The sequence below is a fragment of the Thioclava arctica genome, assembly GCF_040892615.1.
GTDB lineage: Bacteria > Pseudomonadota > Alphaproteobacteria > Rhodobacterales > Rhodobacteraceae > Thioclava > Thioclava arctica.
On sequence record NZ_JBFRYC010000001.1, the window covers coordinates 408,234 to 432,081 of the forward strand.

Below are 23,848 nucleotides of genomic sequence, written 5' to 3' on the forward strand. Positions count from 1 at the left end.
GGGCATTGTCGGGCAGCTTCGAACAGCGATTGGCCGCGCAATACGGCAGTCTGAGCACACGTTTGCGTCAGGCTGGCGATTATATTGCCGACAACCCGATAAGCATCGCGACGCGGTCGCTGCGGGCGCTGGCGAGCGATTCAAAACTGGCCCCTGCAACATTCACGCGCCTTGCCCATGCGCTACAGTATGAAAACTTTGAGGCGCTGCGCGAAGTCATGCGCGACCAGATCGGGCGTCGGGTGCTTCCCTTTGCGGATCGCGCAGATCGGTTGCAAAAAGATTCGCTGAACCCGGAGGAAAGCTTTCTGACGCTTTATGGCGCTGCGTGTCAGGACAATATTGCAGCCCTCTCAGCCGCGATCGAACCGGAACAGCTTGAGCGCGTGGCGGACCGGCTGGCGCGCGCGCGCCGTGTGGTTTTATTGGGCGCACTCGGATCAACCGGGATCGCCGAATACACCGCCTATATCGCGAATTTTCTGGGTGACAACTGGGAGATCGGCGCACGGGCAGGGGCCTCTCTGGGCGCCACCTTGACCGGGTTGGACGAGCGCGATGCGGTTCTGGTCATCACCAAACCGCCCTTCGCGCGTTCCTCGATCCGGGGTGCCATTTTGGCCCATGAACAAGGTGCCTATGTCACATTGATCACCGATAGCCGGGCCTGCCCGGCGCTGCATGCGGCCGATGACAGTTTTATCGTGCCCACCGACAGTCCGCATTTCTACACATCCTATGTCGCCACCATGTTTCTGCTAGAGGCTATTCTGGCAATGGTGGCACGCCGCGCGGGACCCCGCGCAACCGAACGTGTCGCCGAGGTGGAGCGGCGCAACCGACTTCTTGAAGAAGTCTATGTGCGCTGAGCCGCCCGGTGTGATCGTAACCCAAGACTGAAAACGACCAACGGGAGTCAAATATGAAGAAGTTCCTCAAACTCGGCCTTGTTGCCGCGGTCGCAGGGGCGCTGTTCGCCCCCGCCGCGCAGGCACAGAACAAGGACCAGTTCATCACCATCGGCACCGGTGGCGTGACCGGGGTCTACTACCCCACGGGCGGCGCAATCTGTCGTCTGATGAATAAAAATCGCAAAGAATACCACGTTCGCTGCTCGGTCGAATCCACGGGCGGCTCTGTTTACAACCTCAACACGATCCGTGACGGTGAACTGGATTTCGGCATCGCTCAGTCGGACTGGCAGTATCACGCCTACAAGGGTGACTCGAAATTCGCGGAAAAAGGCCCGTTCGACAAGTTGCGTGCCGTGTTCTCGATCCACCCCGAGCCCTTCACCGTGGTCGCGCGCGCCGATAGCGGCATCAAGAACTTTGCTGATCTCAAAGGCAAACGCGTCAATATCGGCAATCCGGGGTCTGGCCAGCGCGGCACGATGGAAGTGCTGATGGATGCGATGGGTTGGAAAAAGTCCGACTTCGCGCTTGCGACCGAGTTGAAAGCCTCTGAGCAGTCCAAAGCCCTTTGCGACAACCAGATCGACGCGATGGTTTACACCGTGGGTCACCCCTCGGGTTCGATCCAAGAGGCGACGACCTCGTGCGATGCGGTGTTGGTGAATGTCACCGGCCCGGCTGTGGATAAGCTGGTCGCCGATAACCCCTACTATGCTAAGGCGACGATCCCGGGCGGCATGTATCGCGGCAACCCTGATGACACCCAGACCTTTGGTGTGCGCGCGACGCTGGTGACTTCGGCAGACGTGTCTGACGATGTCGTTTATGCGCTGACCGCTTCGGTGTTCAATAATTTCGACGAGTTCAAGAAACTCCACCCGGCCTTTGCCCATCTCAAGCCCGAAGAGATGATCTCGGCCGGTCTGTCCGCCCCGATCCATCCGGGTGCGCTGAAGTATTACAAAGAACGCGGCTGGATTAAATAAGCTGCGCATAACTTGGGCGGGTGCGTTTGACGCGCCCGCCCTTTTTAGACTTTTACGAGACAAACAAGCCGCGAATATGCGGGTGGCCAGCTAAGGCTGCAGGGGGAACGGATGGCGGAAAATCGCGCCTTGAATGAACAAGAGTTACAGGAATTGGTGCAAAGCTCCGATAGCGGAGCACGCAACCCGCGCGGCTGGGTTGGCATCATGGTCGCCGTGGTCGCGCTGAGCTGGTCGATCTTTCAGATCCTGCTGGCGTCACCAATCGGTCCCTACGTGTTGCCGGGCAATATGATCAACAACGCCCGCCAGATTCATCTGGCCTATGCCATTTTCCTGTCGGCGATGGCCTATCCGTTGTTCAAATCAGCCCCCAAGAATTACGTGCCTTGGTATGATTGGGTGCTCGCCATCGGCGGTGCTCTGGTGGCGATGTATGGCTATTTCTTCTACCAGAAGATCGTCAACAACGGCGGCTTGGCCGATACGCAAGACACCTATGCTGCCCTCGCCGGTATCTTCCTGCTATTCATCGCAGCGTACCGCACCCTCGGTCCGGTGATGGTGGCGCTTGCGGTCGTCTTTCTCGCCTATGTCTTCTTCGGCTCTTCTGAGATATTCCCCGAACAGATCCGCTGGGCCGGTGCAAGTTTGCGCAAGGCGATGAGCCATATGTGGATCACGTCTGAGGGCGTGTTCGGGATTGCGCTTGGTGTCTCTACGAAGTTCGTCTTTCTCTTTGTGCTGTTTGGCGCGTTGCTGGAAAAGGCGGGCGCAGGCAATTACTTCATCCAGATGGCGTTTGGCGCGCTGGGGCATTTGCGCGGCGGTCCGGCTAAGGCTGCTGTTGTTGGCTCGGCTGCGACGGGTCTGATCTCGGGCAGCTCGATTGCCAATGTGGTCACGACCGGCACGTTTACCATTCCGCTGATGAAGCGCGTGGGCTTTAGCGCCGAAAAGGCTGGCTCGGTTGAGGTCGCCTCGTCGGTGAACGGGCAGATCATGCCGCCGGTCATGGGGGCTGCGGCCTTCTTGATGGTGGAATATGTGGGGATTTCGTATCTTGAGGTGATCAAGCACGCCTTCATCCCTGCGGTCATCTCGTATATCGCGCTGTTTTACATCGTCCATCTTGAAGCGGTGAAAAACAAGATGCCGACCATCGGGGATCGCGTGGTCTCGGTCTGGCGCACGGCCTTTGGCATGTTCATGTTTTTCGCAGGCTTTGCGGCGCTGTGCTATGTCACACAATATCCGGTACGCCTCATTTCCTCGCTGGTCCCGGAAGGGGCGGCATGGGTGCTCGCGCTGTTAGTGCTTGCGGCCTATGTGGCGCTTGTTTGGGTGGCGGCCAAGGTGCCCGATCTGGAACCCGATGATCCCACATCCGAGATCGTCAAACTTCCCGAAGTGAGCAAAATCTACAAAGCGGGGCTTTACTATCTGCTGCCCATCGTGGTGCTCGTCTATTTCCTGATGATCGAGCGTAAATCACCGGGGCTGTCAGCGTTCTGGGCTTCGTTCCTGCTGTTTGCCATCCTGCTGACGCAAAAGCCGCTCAAGGCGATGTTCCGAGGCCAAAGCGACACGATAGCGCTGCTGCGTGAGGGGCTTTCCGATCTGATCGGGGGCATGATCGACGGGTCGCGCAATATGATCGGCATCGGTCTGGCAACCGCAACGGCTGGCATCATCGTGGGCACGGTTTCACTGACCGGGATTGGTCAGGTCATGGCCGATTTCGTCGAGTTCCTCTCGGGCGGCAACCTGATCTTGATGCTGATTCTGGTGGCGATCTTGTCGCTCATTCTTGGGATGGGCTTGCCGACGACAGCCAACTACATCGTCGTCAGCTCGCTGATGGTCGGGGTGGTTGTGCATCTTGGCGCCCAATCGGGGCTCGTGGTGCCGCTCATCGCAGTCCACCTGTTCGTGTTCTATTTCGGGATCATGGCGGATGTCACGCCACCCGTGGGACTAGCGAGCTTTGCCGCCGCAGCGATCTCGGGGGGCGATGCGATGAAAACCGGCTTCATCGCGTTTTTCTATAGCTTGCGCACCGTCGCGCTGCCCTTCGTGTTCATCTTTAACACTGATCTGCTTTTGATTGATGTGACGTGGTACAAGGCCATTGTGGTGTTCATCGTCGCGACGATTGGCATTCTCGTGTTCACGGCGGCAACGATGAATTTCTTCATCACCCGCTCGCGGATCTGGGAGACGGTGGCGCTGCTTCTGATCGCCTTTACCTTGTTCCGTCCCGGCTTCTTCATGGACAAGATCGAGGCACCCTATCACGAAGTGCCCCCCGCACAGATTTCTACGCAACTTGACAAGGCACCGGTGGGCAAGGAGTTGCGACTGGTCTTCTCGGGGCCAGATTACGACACCGGCAAACCCAAGGATCTGACGGTCTTGGTCAAGGTGCCCGCAGGGGCAGACGGTCAGGCGCGGCTTGATGCGCTTGGGCTGTCCATTACCGATCAAGACGGCAAGGCCGTGGCGGATGAACCGATGTTTGGCTCGGAGTTGCAGAAGAAACTCAGCGGCTTTGACTTCTACGGGGATACGCCGGTCACGCTTTCGACGGTGAAACTCCCCAATGAACAGACGCCCAAGGAGCTGATGTTCATCCCCGCCTTCCTGTTGCTCGCCCTTATCGCCTTCTTGCAATATCGTCGCAAAGAAGATGATGACGCCACTCTTGCTCAAGGAGACCTGGCATGACCGATACGATTTTATGCGCGATCGACGTGAACCGCCCCGAACCAGAGCGCAAAGTTCTGAAATGGGCTGCACGTCTGGCTGAGGTGGAAGGGGCGCAGCTTGATGTGATCACCGTTATCCCCGATTACGGAATGTCAGTCGTGGGCGGCTTCTTTTCGGGCGATCACATGAAAAAGGCGCGCGCCCAAGCCCATGAGCTACTCGAATCCTATGTCGGCGAGGTTTTGGGCGAGGAAGTGAACGCCAAGGTTCGCCACATCGTCGGCGTCGGCACCGCGTATCACGAGATTCTCTCGGTCGCTTCAAAGGACGGCGCAGATATGATCGTGCTGGGGGCTCATCGCCCCGATCTCAGCGATTATCTGCTCGGCCCCAATGCCGCACGCGTCGTGCGCCATTCGAGCTGTTCGGTCCTCGTGGTGCGTTAGAGGACCCGAACACCCGGTCGAGGTAATCGTCTTCGGTGACGAGGAGGAGCTTTAACGACATGACCGCCCCCGGCGGCATCGATGCGCCAAGATGGGGCTGCAACGATCCACAAAGGGGGACGGTCATGTCGGAGATTACCACGGTCGGGCTCGATCCGTTGGCTGACAGGCGAATGCGTAGCAATCGCCGATAGGCTGGCGAAGAATCTGTTTCAGGTTCATGAAGCCGATGGCGCAGGTCGAGCGGTCTTGCGCAAGAAACCGCTGCGAGCGAAACTGATCTTGTCACGCTTGCGTTCCGGTTTACTCACTCATTTCGGCTGCCTTTCGTTCGAAGGCTAAGGGAGTTTTCCCACCCAGCGATGAGTGCCACCGCTGTGGATTATAGACCCCATTGATATACTGGAAGATCGCTCCTTCTGCTTGGCGTCTGGTTGCCCAGCGGTTGCGCCAGATCAGCTCTGCCTTGAGAGATTTGAAGAACGTTTCGACCCTGGAATTATCGTAACAATTTCCCTTGCCGCTTATGGAGACTTCGAAGCCATGCTTTGCCAGGCGTTTTGGGTCGTCATGTGAACGGTATTGGGCTTTGCGATCGGTGTGGTGAGTGCACCCATTTGGAGGTTGTCGCAGCGCCACAGCCATACCCAAAGCGCGGATTGCCAGATCCCGTTTCATGCGATTGCGAACGGCCCATGCTGTTACCCGGAAGGGATTTGCGTGCAAATCACGCAGAGCAATGACACGGCGGGAATATAGATCCAAGATACAGCCAGCCCACTTCTGGTTCGGCCCATCCGCAGAGAAATCCTGATCCAACAGATTAGGGGCGCTATTGAAAGCCTGCTTGCTGTCTGTTGTGACGATGTTGTTCTCGGATAGGTGCCAAAATCACCATATCATCGCGTTGTCGTCGGCTCTTTGGTCGAGCCCTCCATGCATGAAAGCCACGCGATGTGACCTGCATAACTCGGCACAGAAATGCGACCGGCCAGTCTTTCTTCCAGATGTCGATGATCGCAAATCTCACCGGGTTTGGCCTGCAAAGAAGATCGCCGCTTTTTTAGCACTTCGCTCTCCTCGTGCAGCAAGCGGACTTCCTTGCGCAGGCGCTCGTTCTCTTGCCCAACATCTTCATGCCGCCCAGACATCAGATCGTCATGCGGATGCTTGTGGACCCACTTGTTCAGCGTCGTAAGGCCAACATTCAAATCAGATGAAACCTGGGGGCGTGTCAGGCCGTTCGTGGTGGCGATGCACACCGCGTCACGGCGAAAATCGTCTGTGTATCGTGTTGCCATTCCTTGCCTCTTTCATAGCAAACATTGCTCGATAAAGACCGGCACTTAACCGTGACAAGACCGGTTCAAACGCGCAGCAATTCTGAGTGTGAAAGATCGGGTTCTGATAAAGACACCGTTTGTTGCTGCACGATTGTAAAAGTGCTTCGACCACAGCGCCTTGGTCGAATGCTAGATCAAGCGGCCTAACCTGATGTTGTTTCGTTCAGCTGTTTGGGGCTTGCAGCGCATGGCCCAGCCGCTTGGCCGCATCGACCGCCGCCGCGCCGCGCAGTGGCCATGCCTGCGTTAGCCCTTCGATGATCACCAGAAGCGCGGTGTCATCGCCACCAAGCCCACATGCTGTTGCGGCCCGTGTTGCGACCTCTGCCTTATGGCGCTCAAGAAGAGCGCGCAGGGCAGGGCTTTCTGGATCAGCGGCCACAGCCGCATGAAAGAGACAACCATGGGAGGTCTCAGTCGCCATCCAATCTCCGACGCGGCTCAGGATCGTGTCGAGCGCGACGTCAGGCTCCTCCGGCAAGCCGTCGAAGACACGATGAAGGTAGCGCTGCTGCCGGTTTTCCAGCGCGGCCAGCACCATTTCAGCGCGCGAAGGCGTGTATTTGTAAAGCGTGCGCAGGCTTACACCGGCGGCGTCCCGCAGGTCTTCTACGCTGGGCTCAGCAAAGCCGCGACGCGCAAAAGCACGCTCGAGCCCATCGGATATTTTGCGCATCGTATCTGTCATACTTGACGATGTAGAATGATCCCTCTACCTACGCAAGTAGAGAGATCATTCTACACGGGAGCATGCGACAATGACCCTTCCTGCAACGATGAAAGCTGTCCTTTTGACGGGCCATGGTGGGCTGGACACGCTTGAATGGCGCGAGGATGTGCCAGTTCCGCGGCCGGGCACAGGTGAGGTGTTGATCCGCGTGGGCGCCGCGGCGGTGAATAACACCGACGTCAACACCCGCACGGGCTGGTATTCCAAAGCCGTGCGGGGCGATACCGGCTCGGCGGCGACGCAAGGTTATGCTGGTGCCTCGGACGCCGATGGGGGCTGGTCCGGTGCGCTCAGCTTCCCGCGTATCCAAGGGGCCGATTGCTGCGGTGAAATCATTGCGCTCGGCAAGGGCGTGGACGCCGCGCGATTGGGCGAGCGCGTATTGGTGCGACCGATGTATCGCCCCGAGGGCGGGGACCCCGACGCGCTTGAGACCTTCGGCTCGGAACGCGACGGCGCGTTTGCCGAGTTCACGACCGTGGACTCCGGACATGCATTGCGGATCGACAGCGCGCTCACAGATATCGAACTTGCCTCTTTTCCCTGCGCGTTCTCGACCGCCGAGGGGATGATTCAGCGCGCGCGTTTGGGCCGAGAGCGCGTGCTGATCACGGGCGCATCCGGGGGTGTCGGATCCGCGGCGGTGCAGCTTGCCAAGCGGCGCGGCGCGCATGTCACGGCTGTGACCAGCCCGGCCAAGATGGATGCGCTAAAGGCGCTTGGGGCTGACGCAACGTTGGAGCGCAACGACGCATTCCCCGAGGATGCCTTCGATGTGGTGCTTGATCTTGTGGGCGGAGCGCGTTGGCCCGACCTTCTCAATGCGCTCGCACTCCGGGGCCGCTATGTGACCTCGGGCGCCATTGCCGGACCGATTGTCGAGCTTGACCTGAGAACCCTCTATCTCAAAGACCTGACGCTGATTGGAAGCACGCGACAGGACCCACGCGTCTTCACCGACCTGATTGGCTATATCGAGGCTGGTGAAATCCGGCCCGTTATCGCCGAAACCTACCCGCTAAACGAGCTACGAGCGGCGCAAGAGGCGTTTCTTGGGAAGTCGCATATCGGCAAAATCGGGATCCAGATCGCTAGCTGACGGTCCCATAGCCATTGTCACGGAAAGGCGCAGTCATCTGGAACTCACTGCGCCCTTCCACTCGGGCAGAGCGAAGGCCGTGTCGTCGCCGAGTGGTTTCCTCAATGGCAGGCGCAAGGCGTCAACGGATAGAAACGCTCTAACAGGCGCGGGCGCTGTCACCCAGCCGTTACATCGCTTGAATATGTCCTGTCCGTGACAATCGGACCGGACAATGCTCGAATTTAACAAACGCCAAATCGATCGCCAACCAGAGGCCAGAGCCGATGGCGCAATACCCAGCGCTATTGCGGTCAGGGCCCTGCACCTCAACTATGGCGCGGCACAGATATTGCGCGGCATTGATCTGACGATCCAACCCGGCAAGGCGCTGGCGCTGCTGGGCCCGTCCGGCAGTGGCAAGACGACGCTGCTGCGGGTTCTGGCGGGGCTTGAGACGCCCAGTGCGGGGGAAGTGTCCGTTCACGGCAAGTGCGTGGCCGCGCCTGCGCAAAACCTTTTCGTGCCGCCCGAACGGCGCGGACTTGGCATGGTGTTTCAGGATTACGCGCTTTGGCCGCATATGAGTGTGGCCCGCAACGTCGCCTTCCCGCTTGAAATGCAGGGGGTCGGGCGCTCTGAGCGCGAGCAGCGTACCAAGGACGCGCTAGATCAGGTCGGGCTTGGGGCTTTGGGTGCGCGCCGTCCCTCGGCACTGTCAGGCGGGCAGCAGCAACGCGTCGGGATCGCGCGCGCGATTGCTTCGGGTGCGAAAACCATCCTCTTCGACGAGCCACTGTCGAACCTTGATCGCGAGCTGCGCGAAAGCATGGTCGACGAGATTGCCAGCCTCGTCGCGGATCTCGGTCTGACGGCCCTTTACGTCACCCATGATCACGCCGAGGCCTTTTCGCTGGCCGATGAGGTCGCGATCCTGCGCGCAGGCCAGATCGCGCAAAGGGGGACGCCAGAGACACTGGTAAACGAACCTGCCACGCCTTGGATTGCCGAGTTCTTGCGCCTTGGCGCGGTGCTGCCAGTCGGGGCCAACGGGGTGCTTTTCGCGTATATCACCCTGCCCGAGGGCGCGACCAGCGTTCTACTGCCCCGGCGTGCCTTGAGCATTTGCGCGCCCGCAGAGGCGGTCTTTTCTGCGCATGTGCTGCGCTGCCTGTATCGGGGCGAAGATTACCAGGTCACGGTCGCTTTGCCCGGCAACGTAGAACTCCAGATCGCTTCGCCGCGCCGCGTCGCGCGCGGCGCGCAACTCAATCTGCACATCGCCCCCGAGGCGCTGCGCTGGTTTCACACGCCAAACGTTAACTGACGTCCCGATCCAACGGAGAGATACCGATGAAAACGACCCTTCGCAGCGGCCTTCTGGTCCTCACGCTCAGCCTTGCGGGCGCTAGCGCCCAAGCCGATGTCACCGTCTACACGGCGGGGCCTGCGGGGCTTGCCAAGGCGCTTGCGGTAGATTTCACCGCCCAATCGGGCATCAAGGTGAACCTCTATCAGGCGACCACCGGCAAGGTCATGGCGCGCCTCAAGGCGGAAGAATCCAATCCGCAGGCCGATGTTCTGATCTCGGCTTCTTGGGACACCGCGACGTCATTCGCGAAACAAGGGCTGCTGCTGCCCTATACCTCGCCCAACGCGGCCAAGGTTCCCGACTTCCTGAAAACCGACACCGCCGTTGCGCAAGGCGCAGCCGCGCTTGCGATCGCCTGGAACCCGAAATCGGGCACGCCCAAGCCCGAAGATTGGTCCGATCTTGCCAAGCCCGCCTATAAAAGCATGGTGACCATGCCCGATCCGGCCCAATCGGGGTCGGCATTTGAGCTGGTGGCAGCCCTTTCGGGCGCTGGTCAGGACGCGCTGTTTGGCGATCTGGCATCCAATGGCGCGCTGGTGGCGGGGGCCAACAAGGCCGCGCTTAATCCGGTTCTGCAAGGCGCCAAGGCCGCAGTCTTTGGGGCGGTCGACTACATCGCGCTTGGGGCCAAGGCCAAGGGTGAGGCGATTGACGTGATCTTTCCGAAATCGGGCACTGTCGTCGCACCACGCCCGATGATGATCCTGAAATCGACAAAGAACGCTGAGGACGCGAAGAAGTTCATCGATTTCGTTCTGTCCGAGAAGGGTCAGGAAGAGGTCGCCAAGACCTACCTGATGCCCGCGCGCACCGACATCAAGGCGCTGCGCCCGACGATCACGGAACTCAACTTGCTGCCCGGCGATGACGCGGTTTATGCCAAGCGTGGCGCAATTCTCGACAGCTTCGCCAAGGCCTTTGGGAAGTAAGCGATGCAAGGGGGGCAGGCACCGCGCGGCATTCTGAGACCGCTCACGGCTGCGGCCCTGATCGTCGTCGTGGTCCTGCCCTTCGTCTTCATCTTGCTTCAGGCGATCTTTCCCGAGATCGGGGCCGGGTCTTTTGCCCGGCCTTTCGATCATCTGCACGCCACGCTCGGCTCGGAAGATTTCACCCGCCAAGCGCGCAACACCCTGCTGCTGGGCGTCGGTGTCGTGCTCGCGTCCAGCGTGATTGCCGTGCCCCTTGCGGCGATCCGCGCGCTTTACCGACTGCCCGGCGCGCTGATCTGGGATCTGCTGTTTCTGGTGCCGTTCATGATCCCGCCCTATATCGCGACGCTCGGCTGGATCCTCAGCTTGCAACCGATGGGCTATTTGCAACAGCTTACCGGGGTCAATCTTGCGCCATTCCTGTTCTCTTATCCCGGCATCGTCTTTGTCATGGCGCTGCATTCCTTCCCGGTGATCTATTTTGCCGCCTCGCGCAGTTTCGCGGCAATTGGGTCGCGGTTCTCGGATGTAAGCCGCGTTTTTGGCGCTGGGCCGGGCCGGGCATTTTGGCGTGTCACGCTTCCCCTTGCCACGCCCGCACTGGCGGCCAGCTTGCTGCTTGTCTTTGCGATGTCGATTGAGGAATACGGCACGCCGGCCGTGCTGGGCGCGCAGTTTGGTTTCGAGGTTCTGGTGACCGGGATCGACACGTCGATCTCGGACTGGCCGATCGATCTGCCCAAGGCGGCTCTTCTGTCGCTTGCACTGATGGCGATCTCGCTTGTGGCGTTCGCGATGCAAAAACGGATTGCGACGGCGCGCGATTTTGATGTGGTGGGCGGCAAAACCCCGCGCGCCCCGACGCGCAGTCTTGGGGTCTGGCGCGGCCCGGCGCTTGGCGCGTTCGCGCTTGTTGCGTTCCTGTCAACCGGCGCGCCGCTGCTGGCTATTCTCGCCACCGCGTTAAGCCGCACGCTGTCCGGTGGGCTTGCGGTGTCGAATATGGGCCTGCAGAACTTCGAGGCCGTGCTGAGCGACCGGTCCGGCGCGCTGTCCGCGATGGGCACAAGCCTTGGTCTCGGGGTGATCGCAGCGTTGCTTGCAGGACTTCTTGGGATTGCCATCGCCTATGTGACGCGGCGTGGCCCAAAACCCGGTGGCGGCGTGATCGAAGCACTCGCCATGTTGCCCAATGCCGCCCCCGGGGTGGTGGTCGCGCTGGGTCTGATCTTGCTGTGGAACCAACCTGCGCTGCCAATCACGCCCTATAACACGCTGGCTATTCTGGTGCTCGCCTATGTGTGTATCCTGCTGCCCCAGCCGGTGCGCTACACGGTCGCGGCTTTTCAGCAGGTCAATCCGTCGCTGGAGGCCGCAGCGCGGGTGCATGGGGCGAGTGCCGCTCGTACGGCGCAGCGCATCCTGATGCCGCTGGTCGCCCCGAGCGTTCTGGCCGCGATGCTGTTGGTCTTTACGGTGGCCGCGCGTGAACTTGTCGCCTCGCTCCTTATTGCCCCCGTCGGCACCGATACGATCGGCACCTATATCTGGCGCCAGTTCGATCAGGGATCAGTGGGCGAAGGCATGGCGGTGGCCTTCCTTGCCATCGTCGTGACGACACTCATCCCGCTCGCAATCCTGTCCGCGATCCGCAAATTCGAACGCTCTGCCTCAGCTCAGCAGGCTGCTTTTTGAACCGTCTGAATTCAGGATGCCCCACGCTGTCGCCCGATGTCTGGACGTTCGCCCAATTTAGCGCAACGCGATGTTTGAGACGCATTTGGAGCGGAGCGCTTTGAGAAGAATTTGAGAGGGAAAAGCGTCACAAAATGGAATCACAATCTCGTTATGAAAAGGTGATCGCAACCAATCAAGGACCAGCTATGTCGCTTCGTTCCGCTCTTCTTCAAGCCACCGCCATTGCCCTACTGCCGCTAGCGGCTCAAGCAGGGGATCTGTCCTTCGCGCCTGTGCCTTTTGCCAAGGATGACGCAGCCAAACGTGCCGCTATCGCCTCTGAAAAGGTCACCGTCGACGGCAAGGATTACGCCATTGGTTATCATGTGATGGCGCGCTCGGGCGACAAGATCGGCGATCACACATTCGCCCTGCTGACCGACAAGGACGGCAACCCGATCAAGTCCGCCGACGGCTCCGAGCATATCTCGGAAGACGCGGATTTCACCTCGTTGCTCCGTCAGGGCGACAAGCTGTATTCGGTTACGAATTTTGAATCGCGCCCCGGTGCGATGTATCTCAGCGAGGTCGAGCAGGATGGCGAGGGCAACCTCAAGCTGATCTCGACCAAGCCGATCAATTTCGCCGAATTCCACGGCCTCTGGGTGCCTTGCGCAGGCTCGGTGACCCCGTGGGAGACCCATCTGGGCTCTGAGGAATACCCCGCCGATGCACGCGTCATCGAAGCGGCCACCTCGCTTGATGAGATCGACGATTATGATTTTCCGATGGTGCGTTATGCGGGGCTGAACCCCGAGGATATGACGCTTGATCAGTTCCGCGACGCCTACAAACCCTATCGCTATGGCTTCCCAACCGAGATCGCGATTTCCGATGACGGCGAAGGCACCGCGCATAAGCATTTCTCGATGGGCCGGGTGGCTGTCGAGCTGGCCTATGTCATGCCCGACCGCAAGACCGCCTATATCTCGGATGACGGCACGAATGTGGGCCTGTTCCGCTTTGAGGCAGATAAGGAAGGCGATCTTTCGGCAGGCACGCTTTATGCCGCGAAATGGAACCAGACCTCGGATCAGGACGGCGGAGCCGCCGATCTCGAATGGGTCGATCTGGGCCATGCGGATGATGCGAGCGTTCAAAAGGCCATCGAATCCGGCATCCAGTTCTCGGATCTCTTCGAGACCGCCGAGATCGGTGATGACGGCACATGCCCCGAGGGATTTTCGGCCACGAACGCCGAAGGCAATGCCGAATGTTTGAGGGTCAAAGACGGCATGGATATGCTGGCGTCGCGTCTGGAAACTCGCCGCTACGCCTCGATGAAGGGCGCGACGACCGAGTTCCGCAAGATGGAAGGCATTACCTACGATCCCGACAAGCACCAGATGTATCTATCGATGTCGGCGGTCGAGAAGGGCATGGAAGACGGTGCCAAGCAGGACAAGGGCGGCATGAACGCAATCCGTCTGCCCAAGAACAAGTGCGGCACGGTCTATTCGCTCTCGCTTGATGACAAGTATGACGCGACGAAGATTATGGGCTTCATTTCGGGCAAGCCGCTGACCGAAGAGCGCAAGGCCAGTGCGATGGATGCGAACTGCGATCCCACGCACGATATGTGTGGCGACACGGCTGAACTGAACTCCTGCGATATCAACGGCATCGCGAACCCCGATAACATCACCTATATCCCGGGCTATAATACGCTGATCATCGGCGAAGATACCGGCTCGGGCCACCAGAACGATGCGATCTGGGCGATGAACACCGACACCAAAGAGCTGACCCGTATCCTGTCCACGCCCTACGGGTCCGAGACCACCTCGACCTACTGGTATCCGAATATCAAAGGCCACGGCTACCTGATGGCGGTGATCCAGCACCCCTATGGCGAAAGCGATGAGGACAAGTTGACGGACCCGGCTCAGGCGCGCGCCTATGTCGGCTATGTCGGCCCGTTCCCACCGATGGATGAGGCCGCCAAGACCCACTGATTGGGCCTTCCACATGGCATTGGCGAGGCTCGGGCAACCGGGCCTCGCTTTTTCGAACGCGAACAGGACGAAACCCGATGCTGCGTATCTCGATATTGGCCTTGCTGGGCTCTGCCACAATGGCCGGGGCGGTCGATCTGAAGACCACGATCCTGGGCAATCCAACGGCCTATATCCCCTCGCAATGCTACACCAAGACGCAGGACGAGGTGGGCAATGCGCATAACCCGTGCCAGACCTGTCACACCTATCCGCGCAGCCCCAATTACGTGCGCGACGCCGATCTTCAGACCGAATACGCCTTTCCCGCGCCTGCGCTGGAAAACCCTTGGACGAATCTTTTCGTCGACCGTCGCGCCCAGATCGCCGCGACCGAAAGCGCAGAAATCCGCGCCTATGTGCGCCAAGACAATTACCACGACGCGCAAGGCGACATCGCGCTCGCTGCGAAACTGGCCGTGCCGCCAGCCGCTTGGGATGTCGATGGGAACGGCGCATGGGATGGCTACACGCCGGATGTGCAGTTTTCCTTAGACGACGAGGGCTTTGACCGCCGCCCCAATGGTGCGCTGACGGGGTGGCGCGCCTTCGCCTATCAGCCGCTGCCCGGCACGTTCTGGCCCACCAATGGTTCGACCGATGATGTGCTGATCCGTTTGCCCAAGGCCTTTCGCGAGAGGGTAGACGGCACCCCCGATTTGACCATCTACAAGACCAATTTCGCGATCATAGAGGCGCTGATCACCCGCGAGGACGTGGCGATCGCGCCCACCGACGAGAGCGCCATGGGCGTTGATCTCGACCGTGACGGCGTGATGGGCACCGCATCGCTCGTGAAATTTGCCTTCGCACCGCTCGACGGCATCACCATGCACTATGCGGGGCGCGCCGGGGCCGAGGGGGCAAAGCTGGCCGCCGGGCTTTATCCCAAGGGCACCGAGTTTGTGCATACGGTGCGTTATATTGACCCGACGCCAGCGGGAATTGCCATGGCGGCGCGGCTGAAAGAGCTGCGCTATATGCGCAAAAAAGACTGGATCACCTATGCCGCGCTTGAGGAAACCGCGCTGGCCGAACTGAAAGAAGACAGCGCCTTCCCGGATCGCACGAAACAGTTTTTCGGCAACTCCGAGACCGGTATCCCCAACGCCTTCGGTTGGCGCCTGCAGGGCTTCATCGAGGATGTCAGCGGCGACCTGCGCCCGCAGAGCTTTGAGGAAACCGTGTTTTGCATCGGCTGCCATGGCACCTTAGGCACGAATGACGATTCCACCTTTGCCTTCGCGCGCAAGCTGGGCAATGGCGCGTTTCGCGACGGCTGGTATCACTGGAGCCAAAAGAGCCTTGTCGGTACACCAGATCTGATCCGCGCCGACGGTACGGGCGACTACGCCCATTACCTCACGAGCAACGCCGCCGGGGACGAGTTTCGCGCCAATGCCGAGGTGATTGAGGCATGGCTTAAGAATGGCGAACTGCCGCCCGTCCGCGCCGCCGCGTTGCGCGACAATATCGGCGCACTGATCCTGCCCTCACCGGAGCGCGCCGATGCCCTCAACGCCGCCTATCGTTTGATCGTGCGCGAGCAGAGCTTTGTGAAAGGCCGCGATGCGACGATTGCCCCAGTCGAGAGCACCGTCTGGCGCAAGGTGGAACAGGATCAGCCCACAGGCATTCAAAAGCCGCAGCAACCTTGGTTTGAGCGTCGCTAAACCGCCGCATCCGTCAAAGACAGGCGGTGTGAAAGGTAGATCATCGGCGCAAACCCGGCTTTGACGCGCCCCTGCGGGCCTTGCGCAAGTGGACTTTCATGCACAGCGCAGAAATCACCTTGGCTGAGGGCAGTTATGCGGACAAATCGGACCTTGGCTTATGCGAACCAAGGCTTTCATCGTGAATGGTTCCTAGATGCCATTTCTTCCCTGTACTGCCGATCTGTATCGGCACTTCGCGGCGGACGATGCGGATCACCCGCGGTAAGGGTGAATAGATCGGATGCAACGGTGAGAGGGCCAAGTACGTCGGTGTTTAACGTTTCATTAAGATCACCGCCCAGCACCACAGGCAGCTTTTCGGTCTTGCGAATGTCAGCGATCACTGAGCTGCTCTCTGTCCTTCGAACAGCTTACGACGTGATTTAGGCTTCTTTTTGCCGCCGCGTTCAAGGATCGCAGTGTGGCATCAACGGGTGAAGGGCGTTTTGGAAAGGATCCAGTGGATCGCTTCAGCCCTGAACAGGAGGAGCCTCGGGTCGAAGGCCCCATCCATTGCCCGGCAGGCGAATGCAAAGCAATCGGCCGAGAGGGCTCCGTCACCAAGGACCTTGATGTCGGTGCTGTCTGTCACCCAGCAGGGCACCAGTAGGTTGAGGGGCCCCGGCGTCCGACGGTTCGAGATCCTAACAGTGATGTTCTTCTATTTGCGGGGGGGGGCGGCCAATCCAGCCCAGCCAAAGTCAGGATGATCGACACCATCCGGTCGTTTGCCAAGTCGACATTGCTGTTCGGACCAATGGCGCTTCAATGCCGACCGGAAGCAAACGCCAACGCTGGCTTAAGCTTCTTCTCGGGCTAACCACGGGGCAAAGCAGACGTCTATGCTACGTGCAGCGATAGTCCAGTCTGCGCCCGTCATGGTCTGGACGGAGCCTTATGCTGCGCAAGGTATGAATGTCGTGTTTGGGCTGGTAGCGGTCAACCGGGGCGACACCGATGACCGGCTGGCGGTGGCCGAAAGCGACTATCCGAGTGTTGCACCTCCGCTAAGCGGCTATGGTCCTGAAGCGGGCCTCGCTGGTTTTACGATGAGAGATTGAGACATATCAACGACACTGCGGCATGTCTGGCGATAATCGAACCAGACTGTGCGCATTTCGTGCTTGCAGGCCGTATCATGGAGGTCCGAAACAATGCCGACCCAGAAGAAAGATCGAGAGGAAAACGTGCTTCCAGCCACCGGGATGCTGGCGAAATCCCGCGAGTCTCTGCGCAGTGCCTGTGAGCGGCTCAGCATCCACCCCGATGTGTTCGAAGAGCTGAAATGGCCGCGCGAAACGCTGGCCGCCACTCTTTTGATCCGGATGGACGACGGGAGCCGAAGGGCCTTCAAGTCTTGGCGGTGTCGCTACAATGATCGGCGTGGACCAACCAAGGGCGGCGTCCGATTTCATCCAAACGTCTCGCTCGACGAAATCGAGACACTTTCTTTTTGGATGACGTTCAAATGTGCCGTCGCCAACCTGCCGTTTGGCGGCGGGAAGGGCGGGGTTTGCGTGGACACCAAGGCGCTTTCGGCCAATGAGTTGGAGCGGTTGAGCCGGGCTTATATCGAGGCATTCGCCCCGTTCATTGGCCCCGATCGCGATATTCTGGCGCCGGACATGTATACCAATGGCATCGTCATTGCTTGGATGGCGGACGAATACAGTTCGATTTCAGGGCAGGCGTCTCCGAGCGCAATTACCGGCAAGCCGTTGGCCTTCGGTGGCACGAACGGACGCGTCGATGCGACGGCGCGCGGTGGATATTATACCCTGCGCCATCTGGAATCCTCGCTTGCGCTCGATCCCGATACCGCCACCGTGGCGATCCAAGGGTTTGGAAATGTCGGCTATCACTGCGCCAAGCTCCTTCATGCAGACGGATATAAAATCATCGCCATCTCGGATTCTGGCGGCGGCATATACGACAAAAGCGGTTTGGATCCGCTGGCTGTCATGCAGCACAAGCATGAGACAGGCGGCGTGAAAGGGGCAAAGGGTCAAGGTAAGACGAAGGAGATTTCAAACGCCGAGCTGTTGGAGCTTGAGTGCGACGTGTTGGTGCCCGCCGCATTGGAGCGACAGATCACGCTCGACAATTGCGACAAGATCAACGCCCGCATCATTCTTGAAATGGCAAACGGGCCCGTGTCACCCGAGGCCGATCGAAAGCTGAGCGAAGCAGGGCAAATCATCGTGCCCGATATCCTCGCGAATTCTGGCGGGGTCACGGTTTCGCACTTGGAATGGGTTCAAAACAGGTCCGGTTTCTATTGGGACAGTTCGCGTGTCCGCGATCACCTGAAACAAACGATGGAGACCGAAACGCAAGCGATCTGGGCTTTGCACAACGAAATGGGCCTGTCGATGCGTGATGCGGCCTATACCCATGGCCTTCGTCGGATCGCGGAATCCGTGGAAGCCCGTGGCACCCCCGCTTATTTCGAAGGGTCGTAGCCGCGCGAAGACGTCAAAGCTCACGCCCGGGGCCTATGGACGCAGCAGAAGCGGCTCCACTTCGTCGACGGTGATGAGGATAGGTTCATACCCATCGCGGCTCATGCGTTTGACGACGCGCATGCGCTTCCCGACATCAATCAGACGCATGAGAATGCCTAGGCGCTCCTTGAGGCGATGTGTGGCGTTGCGCAAATTTGACCATGCATAGGGGCGTAAACGGGTTCCGCCCCCGTCAAGGGTTTGTCGATGCAGTGGCGCTTAGCTCGGATATTCCACAACGGCTTGTGGTCAGCGCGTCCCAGATGCGGTGGGGAAATAGCCATACAGCAAATGCTGACCACAGTCTGGCTCTTCTGAGGGTGGCGGCGCCGGGCATGACGCGAGAGAAGGTTTGTTACGGCTGCACGCAAGAGCCTGCGCCGGCAGTTGGTCTCCTGCTCGGTTCGGCAGACAATGGCAGCGCAACTCGTCCGTCTGTGCTAGCCGACGCATATCCTTGTCACAAGCATCGGGGACTGGGATGTATAGGGCAGCTCACTATGTTCTGGGGATGCTGGGGGGCGGCGATTTTGATCTCGCACACGTATAGGCGGGCTTCGCGCGCTCATGCGGTGTTTTCGCATGTGACAGTTGCGACAGCCCGGCCATTCGATGCCGGGCTACCGTTACGCATCTTCTGCGCCCTGTTAATCGAGCCCGTTTGCGCGGGCCACGAAATCCGCGAGGTGCGGCACGTAATCTTCGGAGCCGTCGCCGCCTGTGGCCATCGCCATCGCGAAGGCGTTCTTGACGGAGCTGGTCAGCGGGGTGGCAACCGTGGCGGCGTTGGCCATCGATTCGATGTAGCGTAGGTCCTTGTAGGCATTAGACAGCGTGAAGCGGTGCGCCTCGCGGTTGCCCTCAAGCGCGTAGCCCATGAAGGTCTGATAGAAGCCGCAATCCATTCGGCCGCCGCGGATCACCTTGTCGAATTGCTCGATAGGTATGCCGACTTTGCGCGAGAGCGCGAGCGCCTCGGAATAGAGCGCGGCATAGCCAAGTGAGATAAAGTTGTTGAGCAGCTTCATGCGGTGCCCGTCACCCAAGCCGCCCACGCGCACGATTTTGCCAGCCCAGGTGTCGATTACCGGCTCGAGTCGCGCGAACAAGTCTTCGTCCGCGCCGACCATGCAATCGAGCGTTCCTTCCCAGGCTTCTTTCGGGGTGCGGCTGAGCGGAGCGTCGGCATAGGCCACGCCGATCGCTTCCATGTCCTGCGCAAGCTTCATCGTCACCGTGGGCTCGCCCGTCGAGCAATCCACGATCACGCTGCCGGGCTGCAATCCGGGCCGCAATTTTGCCACCGCCTCGGCAGCCTCGGGGGCACCGGTCAGGCACAAGAAGATGATTGAGGAACGGCTGGCAAGCTCTTCGTAGGAGCTCGCCTCGGTCGCGCCGCGCGACACCAGATCCTCGATCGGCTTGCGGTTGCGATGGGCAATCACGGTAAGCGGAAAGCCTTTCTCGACGATGTTTTTGGCCATGCCATGGCCCATCAGGCCGGTGCCGATGAAGCCGATGGTTTCTTGGGGTTTAGTCATTGGATACTCCGCTAAGGTCGATGGGTCAGAGATTGAAACGTGCACGCAAGTCAGAGACCTGCGCCGGGGTCAGCGGGCGGATGGCGTGCCCTTGCAACGCGAGGAACAGCTTGGAGGTCTCCTCCAGCTCCTCGGCAGCATATTGTGCGTTTGACAGGCTGGTGCCAGCGACGACGGGGCCGTGATTGGCCAGCAGGACCGAGTGATGGGCGCTCGCAAGGGAGCGCACGGCCTCGGCCAGTTCGGGGTCGCCCGGCGCGTAATAGGGCACCAGCGGCAGCTTGCCCACGCGCATAATGTGATAGGCGGTCAGCGGTGGCAATACGTCCTCGGGGTCGATGTCGCGCAAGATCGAGACGGCAGTCGAATGCGTTGAATGCAGGTGGATCACCGCCCCGGCGTCGCGGCGCTCGTCATACATCGCGAAATGCAGGAAGGATTCCTTGGTCGGCTTGTCGCCCGAGACGAAGTTGCCATCGCCGTCGAATTGCGAAATGCGCGCCGGGTCGAGCGTGCCGAGGGAGGCATTCGTGGGCGTCATCAACCAGCCGCCATCGGGCAGTCTGGCAGAGATATTGCCCGAGGAACCGGCGGTCAGGCCGCGATCAAAGAGCGAACGCCCGATGGTGCAGATTTGGTCGCGCAGGCGGGTTTCGTCAGACATGTTCTGCCTCCGGCTCCAGCAGGTCCCACGCCTTGAGGAAGAAATCCTCGGAGCCGAAATTCCCCGATTTCAGGGCCAGCGCGAGGTGCGGTTCTGACAGGCTCGCCGTCCAGGGCACACCGGGATCGATTTCGGGGCCGATCTCGAGCAAGCTGACGCCAAGGGCTGCGGTGACCGCCCCCGAGGTCTCGCCACCCGCGATCAGCATGCGGGTGAAACCTGCGTCGCTCAGGCGCTTGGCGACAGTCGCGAGCGTGTCCTCAACCAGCGCACCTGAGGCCTCACGGCCCAGACGGGACTGGATTTTGGCAAGCTGCCCGGGCTCGGCGCTCGAATAGATGAGCGGCGTGCTGTCGGCAGGCTGCGCGATTGCCCAGTCGGCGATCTCAGATGCTTCCTGTAGGCCCTCGCTTAGCGCGTTCACATCAATCGCGTAGCTCGGCAGACCCGCGGCCTGCGCGGTCGCGATCTGGCCGCGCGTCGCAACCGAGCAGGATCCCGCAAGGATCGCTGTGCGACCCGCCGGTGCGGGCATTCGGGTCGGGGCAGGGCGCGGATCGGTCTGTGCGCGCAGCGCGGCGGCCAAGCCCAGCCCGATCCCCGAGCCGCCTGTGATCAGCGGCATGTCGGCGCAGGCCGCGCCGAGAACCATCAGGTCCGTTTCGTCGAGCGTGTCGGTGACAACGATACGCGTGCCAGCTTTGCGCGCCGCGTCGAGGGCCGCGCGCAGCGCCCCCTCTCCCTGCCGGATCGTCGTGATATCGATGCAACCGACCGGGAGTCGGGTCTGCCGCCCCAATACCCGCACGAGGTCAGAATCGCGCATCGGCGTGAGCGGGTGATCCTTGAGCGGGCTTTCCGAGAGCAGCCGGTCACCCACGAAGAGATGGCCCTTGTAGACTGTGCGCCCGGTGGCCGGGAAGGCGGGGCAGGCGATTGTCTGCTCCGCGCCGGTGAAGTCCATCAGCGCCTCGATGACAGGGCCGATATTGCCCGCATCGGTTGAGTCGAAGGTCGAGCAATATTTGAACATGAGGCGCTGCGCCCCGGCATCGCGCAGGGCTTGCGCGGCTTGCAGCGACATCTCGACGGCCTCTGCGGCGGGGATCGTGCGCGACTTGAGCGCTACCACCACCGCGTCGGCGCCCGACAGGTCCGTATGCGGCCCGGGCAGGCCGATCACTTGCCGGGTCTTCAGCCCGCTGCGCGACAGCATCAGGCACAGGTCCGTGGCGCCGGTAATATCGTCGGCCACCGCTCCTATCAGCATAAAATTTCCCCCCTCAATGCATGCCTCACTGGTCGCCCCGATAGCTCGGGGCGGTGATTTCACATAGCCCTTGCAATGCCATCATGGCTCGGGCTAACGATGTAATGACAACGCTATCATTCCAGCAATGCAAGCGCAAGAACGACGCTGGAGGGGTGCGGGATTGAGATAAAAAATCGGCTATTGAGAGGTATTCTGGATGAAGTCACCCCATGAGACGAAGGTCTGCGTTATCGGTCTGGGATCGATGGGATTCGGCATGGCCGAGAGCTTGCTGCGCGCTGGGTTCGCAGTGACGGGCGTCGATGTGAATGTCGAAGCGATGGAGCGATTCGCAGCCCTGGGCGGTGCCGTGGCGCCCGATCCCATGACCGGAGCGCAGGCTGCGGACCTTGTGATCGCGGTGGTCGTCAATGCCGATCAGACCGAGCAGGTGCTGTTTGGCCCGCGCGGTGCTGTCGCGGCTATGGGGTCGGGCGGCGTCGTGATGTCATGCGCCACGATGGCCCCTGACCGCGCGCGCCAGTTTGCGGCGCGTTGCGTCGAGGCGGGGCAGGATTTTCTTGATACGCCAATCAGTGGCGGGGCCCTGCGTGCGGCAAGCGGCGAGTTGACGGTCATGGGCTCGGGGCCGTCCGAGGTCTTCGCCCGGATCCGCCCGGTGCTCGATTGCGTCGCGGCCAAGGTCTATGAACTGGGCGAGGAGGCCGGCACGGGGGCTGCCTTCAAGGTGGTCAATCAGCTTCTTGCCGGGGTGCATATCGCGGCCGCCTGCGAGGCGATCACCTTCGCCAAGGCGATGGGTCTCGATCTTGAGAAGGTCTACGAGGTGATCACCGCCTCAGCCGGAAACTCCTGGATGTTTGAGAACCGCGTGCCGCATGTGCTTGAGGGCGATTACAGCCCGCGCAGCGCGGTGGACATCTTCACCAAGGATCTCGGGATCGTCGCCGATATCGGACGGCACCTGAAGTTCCCGACCCCGATAGCAAGCACCGCCTTGCAGATGTTCGTCATGACCGCTGCGGCCGGGATGGGGCGCGACGACGACGCGTCTGTGGCACGGATGCTGGCCAATATCGCGGGGCTTGAATTGCCCGCGGCGGGCGGCTTGGTGGGCGAGGGTTGAACGATGCCGAAATTTGCCGCCAACTTGACGATGATGTTTACCGAGCACGATTTCCTCGACCGGTTCGGGGCGGCCCGGCAGGCAGGGTTCGACGCGGTCGAATACCTGTTTCCCTACGATCACCCGCCGGAGGCGATTGCCGAACGCTTGCAGGCCCATGGGCTGACGCAGGCGCTCTTTAACCTGCCGCCCGGAAACTGGGCGGCGGGTGACCGGGGGCTGGCCGCGCTTCCCGAGCGAGCCGAGGAATTCCGCGCGTCGATCGATACCGCGCTGCGCTATGCTGAGGCGACCGGGGTCGGGCGGGTGCACATGATGAGCGGCCTCGCGCCGCGCCAAGAGCCAGCGGCGCAGCAGGCTTATCGCGAGGCGCTGCGGCGGCTTTGCGATGCGGCTGGCGCGAAGGGGCTTGATGTGGTGATTGAGCCGATCAACAGCCGGGATATTCCGGGCTATTTCCTGAATGATTTCGCGTTCGCTGCCGAGTTGATCGATGCATTGGGCCTGCCCAACCTCAAGCTACAATTCGACATCTACCATCGACAGATCCTGCATGGCGACGTGCTTATGGGGCTGCGAGAGTTGGCGCCAATCATCGGGCATGTGCAGATCGCGGCGGTTCCCGACCGGCACGAGCCGGGGAGCGGCGAGCTTGATGACATACGGGTGCTGCGCGCGCTTGATGCGCTGGGCTATGACGGCTACGTGGGGTGCGAATATCATCCTGCGGGACGGACCGAGGACGGTCTGGGTTGGATGCGCGCCTTCGCCTGAGACGAAA

18 protein-coding genes and 2 pseudogenes are annotated in these 23,848 nt (G+C 60.5%); 14 read left to right on the forward strand and 6 right to left on the reverse strand.

All coding sequences use genetic code 11. The features are described 5' to 3' along the window. The first annotated feature begins 5 nt into the window (after nt 1–5). From AB4874_RS02140 to AB4874_RS02155, 4 genes are all read left to right on the forward strand, one after another. Nucleotides 6–869, forward strand: a complete 864-nt coding sequence (locus AB4874_RS02140; RefSeq protein WP_368390756.1) for a MurR/RpiR family transcriptional regulator — start codon at nt 6–8, stop codon at nt 867–869. Between the two features lie 53 nt (nt 870–922). Then, nucleotides 923–1,900 (forward strand): TAXI family TRAP transporter solute-binding subunit, encoded by a 978-nt coding sequence (locus AB4874_RS02145; RefSeq protein ID WP_295530626.1) that lies wholly within the window; start codon nt 923–925, stop codon nt 1,898–1,900. A 111-nt stretch (nt 1,901–2,011) separates the two neighbouring features. Continuing rightward, nucleotides 2,012–4,627 (forward strand): TRAP transporter permease, encoded by a 2,616-nt coding sequence (locus AB4874_RS02150; RefSeq protein ID WP_295530622.1) that lies wholly within the window; start codon nt 2,012–2,014, stop codon nt 4,625–4,627. Continuing rightward, nucleotides 4,624–5,055 carry a universal stress protein gene (locus tag AB4874_RS02155; RefSeq protein WP_295530619.1) on the forward strand — a complete coding sequence of 144 codons (432 nt, stop codon included), beginning with the start codon at nt 4,624–4,626 and terminating at the stop codon, nt 5,053–5,055. Before AB4874_RS02150 ends, AB4874_RS02155 begins: the two co-directional genes overlap by 4 nt. Nucleotides 5,056–5,358: 303 nt before the next feature. On the opposite strand, the pseudogene AB4874_RS02160 reads toward AB4874_RS02155, so the two are convergent. Next, nucleotides 5,359–6,356: pseudogene (locus AB4874_RS02160) on the reverse strand (IS3 family transposase). A 205-nt stretch (nt 6,357–6,561) separates the two neighbouring features. Then, a complete protein-coding gene (locus AB4874_RS02165) occupies nt 6,562–7,074 on the reverse strand; it encodes a TetR/AcrR family transcriptional regulator (RefSeq protein ID WP_368390757.1) in 513 nt (170 codons plus the stop codon). Between the two features lie 82 nt (nt 7,075–7,156). Between AB4874_RS02165 and AB4874_RS02170 the strand changes: the two genes are divergently transcribed. The 6 genes from AB4874_RS02170 to AB4874_RS02195 all read left to right on the forward strand — a co-directional run bounded on the left by AB4874_RS02170 (nt 7,157) and on the right by AB4874_RS02195 (nt 15,917). Continuing rightward, nucleotides 7,157–8,227 carry an alcohol dehydrogenase family protein gene (locus tag AB4874_RS02170; RefSeq protein WP_368390758.1) on the forward strand — a complete coding sequence of 357 codons (1,071 nt, stop codon included), beginning with the start codon at nt 7,157–7,159 and terminating at the stop codon, nt 8,225–8,227. Between the two features lie 214 nt (nt 8,228–8,441). Continuing rightward, the gene (locus tag AB4874_RS02175) at nt 8,442–9,533 is read left to right on the forward strand and encodes an ABC transporter ATP-binding protein (protein ID WP_368390759.1); all 1,092 of its coding nucleotides are present in this window, start codon (nt 8,442–8,444) and stop codon (nt 9,531–9,533) included. Nucleotides 9,534–9,559: 26 nt separating this feature from the next. Further along, on the forward strand, nt 9,560–10,510 hold the full coding sequence (locus AB4874_RS02180) for an extracellular solute-binding protein (RefSeq protein WP_368390760.1): 951 nt from the start codon (nt 9,560–9,562) through the stop codon (nt 10,508–10,510). A gap of 3 nt (nt 10,511–10,513) precedes the next feature. Next, nucleotides 10,514–12,208, forward strand: a complete 1,695-nt coding sequence (locus tag AB4874_RS02185; protein WP_368390761.1) for an ABC transporter permease — start codon at nt 10,514–10,516, stop codon at nt 12,206–12,208. A 188-nt stretch (nt 12,209–12,396) separates the two neighbouring features. After that, nucleotides 12,397–14,205 (forward strand): PhoX family protein, encoded by a 1,809-nt coding sequence (locus tag AB4874_RS02190; protein WP_368390762.1) that lies wholly within the window; start codon nt 12,397–12,399, stop codon nt 14,203–14,205. Between the two features lie 77 nt (nt 14,206–14,282). Beyond that, nucleotides 14,283–15,917: an Aq_1262 family (lipo)protein gene (locus AB4874_RS02195; protein WP_368390763.1), complete on the forward strand. Its 1,635-nt coding sequence runs from the start codon at nt 14,283–14,285 to the stop codon at nt 15,915–15,917. 595 nt (nt 15,918–16,512) lie between these two features. Here the strand turns inward: AB4874_RS02195 and AB4874_RS02200 are convergent. Further along, nucleotides 16,513–16,679 (reverse strand): annotated as a pseudogene (locus AB4874_RS02200) (transposase); the annotation flags it as partial. Between the two features lie 122 nt (nt 16,680–16,801). Between AB4874_RS02200 and AB4874_RS02205 the strand changes: the two are divergent. Then, nucleotides 16,802–17,020 carry a hypothetical protein gene (locus AB4874_RS02205; RefSeq protein ID WP_368390764.1) on the forward strand — a complete coding sequence of 73 codons (219 nt, stop codon included), beginning with the start codon at nt 16,802–16,804 and terminating at the stop codon, nt 17,018–17,020. A gap of 93 nt (nt 17,021–17,113) precedes the next feature. Further along, on the forward strand, nt 17,114–18,421 hold the full coding sequence (locus tag AB4874_RS02210) for a Glu/Leu/Phe/Val family dehydrogenase (RefSeq protein WP_368390765.1): 1,308 nt from the start codon (nt 17,114–17,116) through the stop codon (nt 18,419–18,421). A 689-nt stretch (nt 18,422–19,110) separates the two neighbouring features. Here AB4874_RS02210 and AB4874_RS02215 read toward each other — a convergent pair. The 3 genes from AB4874_RS02215 to otnK are packed head-to-tail and all read right to left on the reverse strand — an operon-like array spanning nt 19,111 to nt 21,938. Next, the gene (locus AB4874_RS02215) at nt 19,111–20,004 is read right to left on the reverse strand and encodes an NAD(P)-dependent oxidoreductase (RefSeq protein ID WP_295530589.1); all 894 of its coding nucleotides are present in this window, start codon (nt 20,002–20,004) and stop codon (nt 19,111–19,113) included. A gap of 25 nt (nt 20,005–20,029) precedes the next feature. Further along, a complete protein-coding gene (otnC, locus tag AB4874_RS02220) occupies nt 20,030–20,668 on the reverse strand; it encodes a 3-oxo-tetronate 4-phosphate decarboxylase (protein WP_295530586.1) in 639 nt (212 codons plus the stop codon). Further along, a complete protein-coding gene (otnK, locus tag AB4874_RS02225) occupies nt 20,661–21,938 on the reverse strand; it encodes a 3-oxo-tetronate kinase (RefSeq protein ID WP_368390766.1) in 1,278 nt (425 codons plus the stop codon). The genes otnC and otnK overlap by 8 nt, the downstream gene beginning before the upstream one ends. Nucleotides 21,939–22,137: 199 nt before the next feature. On the opposite strand from otnK, the gene ltnD reads away from it, so the two are divergent. Next, nucleotides 22,138–23,067 carry an L-threonate dehydrogenase gene (gene ltnD, locus AB4874_RS02230; RefSeq protein WP_368390767.1) on the forward strand — a complete coding sequence of 310 codons (930 nt, stop codon included), beginning with the start codon at nt 22,138–22,140 and terminating at the stop codon, nt 23,065–23,067. Nucleotides 23,068–23,070: 3 nt separating this feature from the next. Next, entirely contained in the window at nt 23,071–23,841 is a 771-nt protein-coding gene (otnI, locus tag AB4874_RS02235) for a 2-oxo-tetronate isomerase (RefSeq protein WP_368390768.1), read from the forward strand. The last annotated feature ends 7 nt before the right edge of the window (nt 23,842–23,848 follow it).

Coding starts and splice junctions, on each gene's coding strand:
- AB4874_RS02145 (WP_295530626.1), top strand. CDS start 923: ATGAAGAAGTTCCTCAAACTCGGCCTTGTTGCCGCGGTCGCAGGGGCG.
- AB4874_RS02150 (WP_295530622.1), top strand. CDS start 2,012: ATGGCGGAAAATCGCGCCTTGAATGAACAAGAGTTACAGGAATTGGTG.
- AB4874_RS02155 (WP_295530619.1), top strand. CDS start 4,624: ATGACCGATACGATTTTATGCGCGATCGACGTGAACCGCCCCGAACCA.
- AB4874_RS02165 (WP_368390757.1), bottom strand. CDS start 7,074: ATGCGCAAAATATCCGATGGGCTCGAGCGTGCTTTTGCGCGTCGCGGC.
- AB4874_RS02170 (WP_368390758.1), top strand. CDS start 7,157: ATGACCCTTCCTGCAACGATGAAAGCTGTCCTTTTGACGGGCCATGGT.
- AB4874_RS02175 (WP_368390759.1), top strand. CDS start 8,442: ATGCTCGAATTTAACAAACGCCAAATCGATCGCCAACCAGAGGCCAGA.
- AB4874_RS02180 (WP_368390760.1), top strand. CDS start 9,560: ATGAAAACGACCCTTCGCAGCGGCCTTCTGGTCCTCACGCTCAGCCTT.
- AB4874_RS02185 (WP_368390761.1), top strand. CDS start 10,514: ATGCAAGGGGGGCAGGCACCGCGCGGCATTCTGAGACCGCTCACGGCT.
- AB4874_RS02190 (WP_368390762.1), top strand. CDS start 12,397: ATGTCGCTTCGTTCCGCTCTTCTTCAAGCCACCGCCATTGCCCTACTG.
- AB4874_RS02195 (WP_368390763.1), top strand. CDS start 14,283: ATGCTGCGTATCTCGATATTGGCCTTGCTGGGCTCTGCCACAATGGCC.
- AB4874_RS02205 (WP_368390764.1), top strand. CDS start 16,802: ATGCTACGTGCAGCGATAGTCCAGTCTGCGCCCGTCATGGTCTGGACG.
- AB4874_RS02210 (WP_368390765.1), top strand. CDS start 17,114: ATGCCGACCCAGAAGAAAGATCGAGAGGAAAACGTGCTTCCAGCCACC.
- AB4874_RS02215 (WP_295530589.1), bottom strand. CDS start 20,004: ATGACTAAACCCCAAGAAACCATCGGCTTCATCGGCACCGGCCTGATG.
- otnC (WP_295530586.1), bottom strand. CDS start 20,668: ATGTCTGACGAAACCCGCCTGCGCGACCAAATCTGCACCATCGGGCGT.
- otnK (WP_368390766.1), bottom strand. CDS start 21,938: ATGCTGATAGGAGCGGTGGCCGACGATATTACCGGCGCCACGGACCTG.
- ltnD (WP_368390767.1), top strand. CDS start 22,138: ATGAAGTCACCCCATGAGACGAAGGTCTGCGTTATCGGTCTGGGATCG.
- otnI (WP_368390768.1), top strand. CDS start 23,071: ATGCCGAAATTTGCCGCCAACTTGACGATGATGTTTACCGAGCACGAT.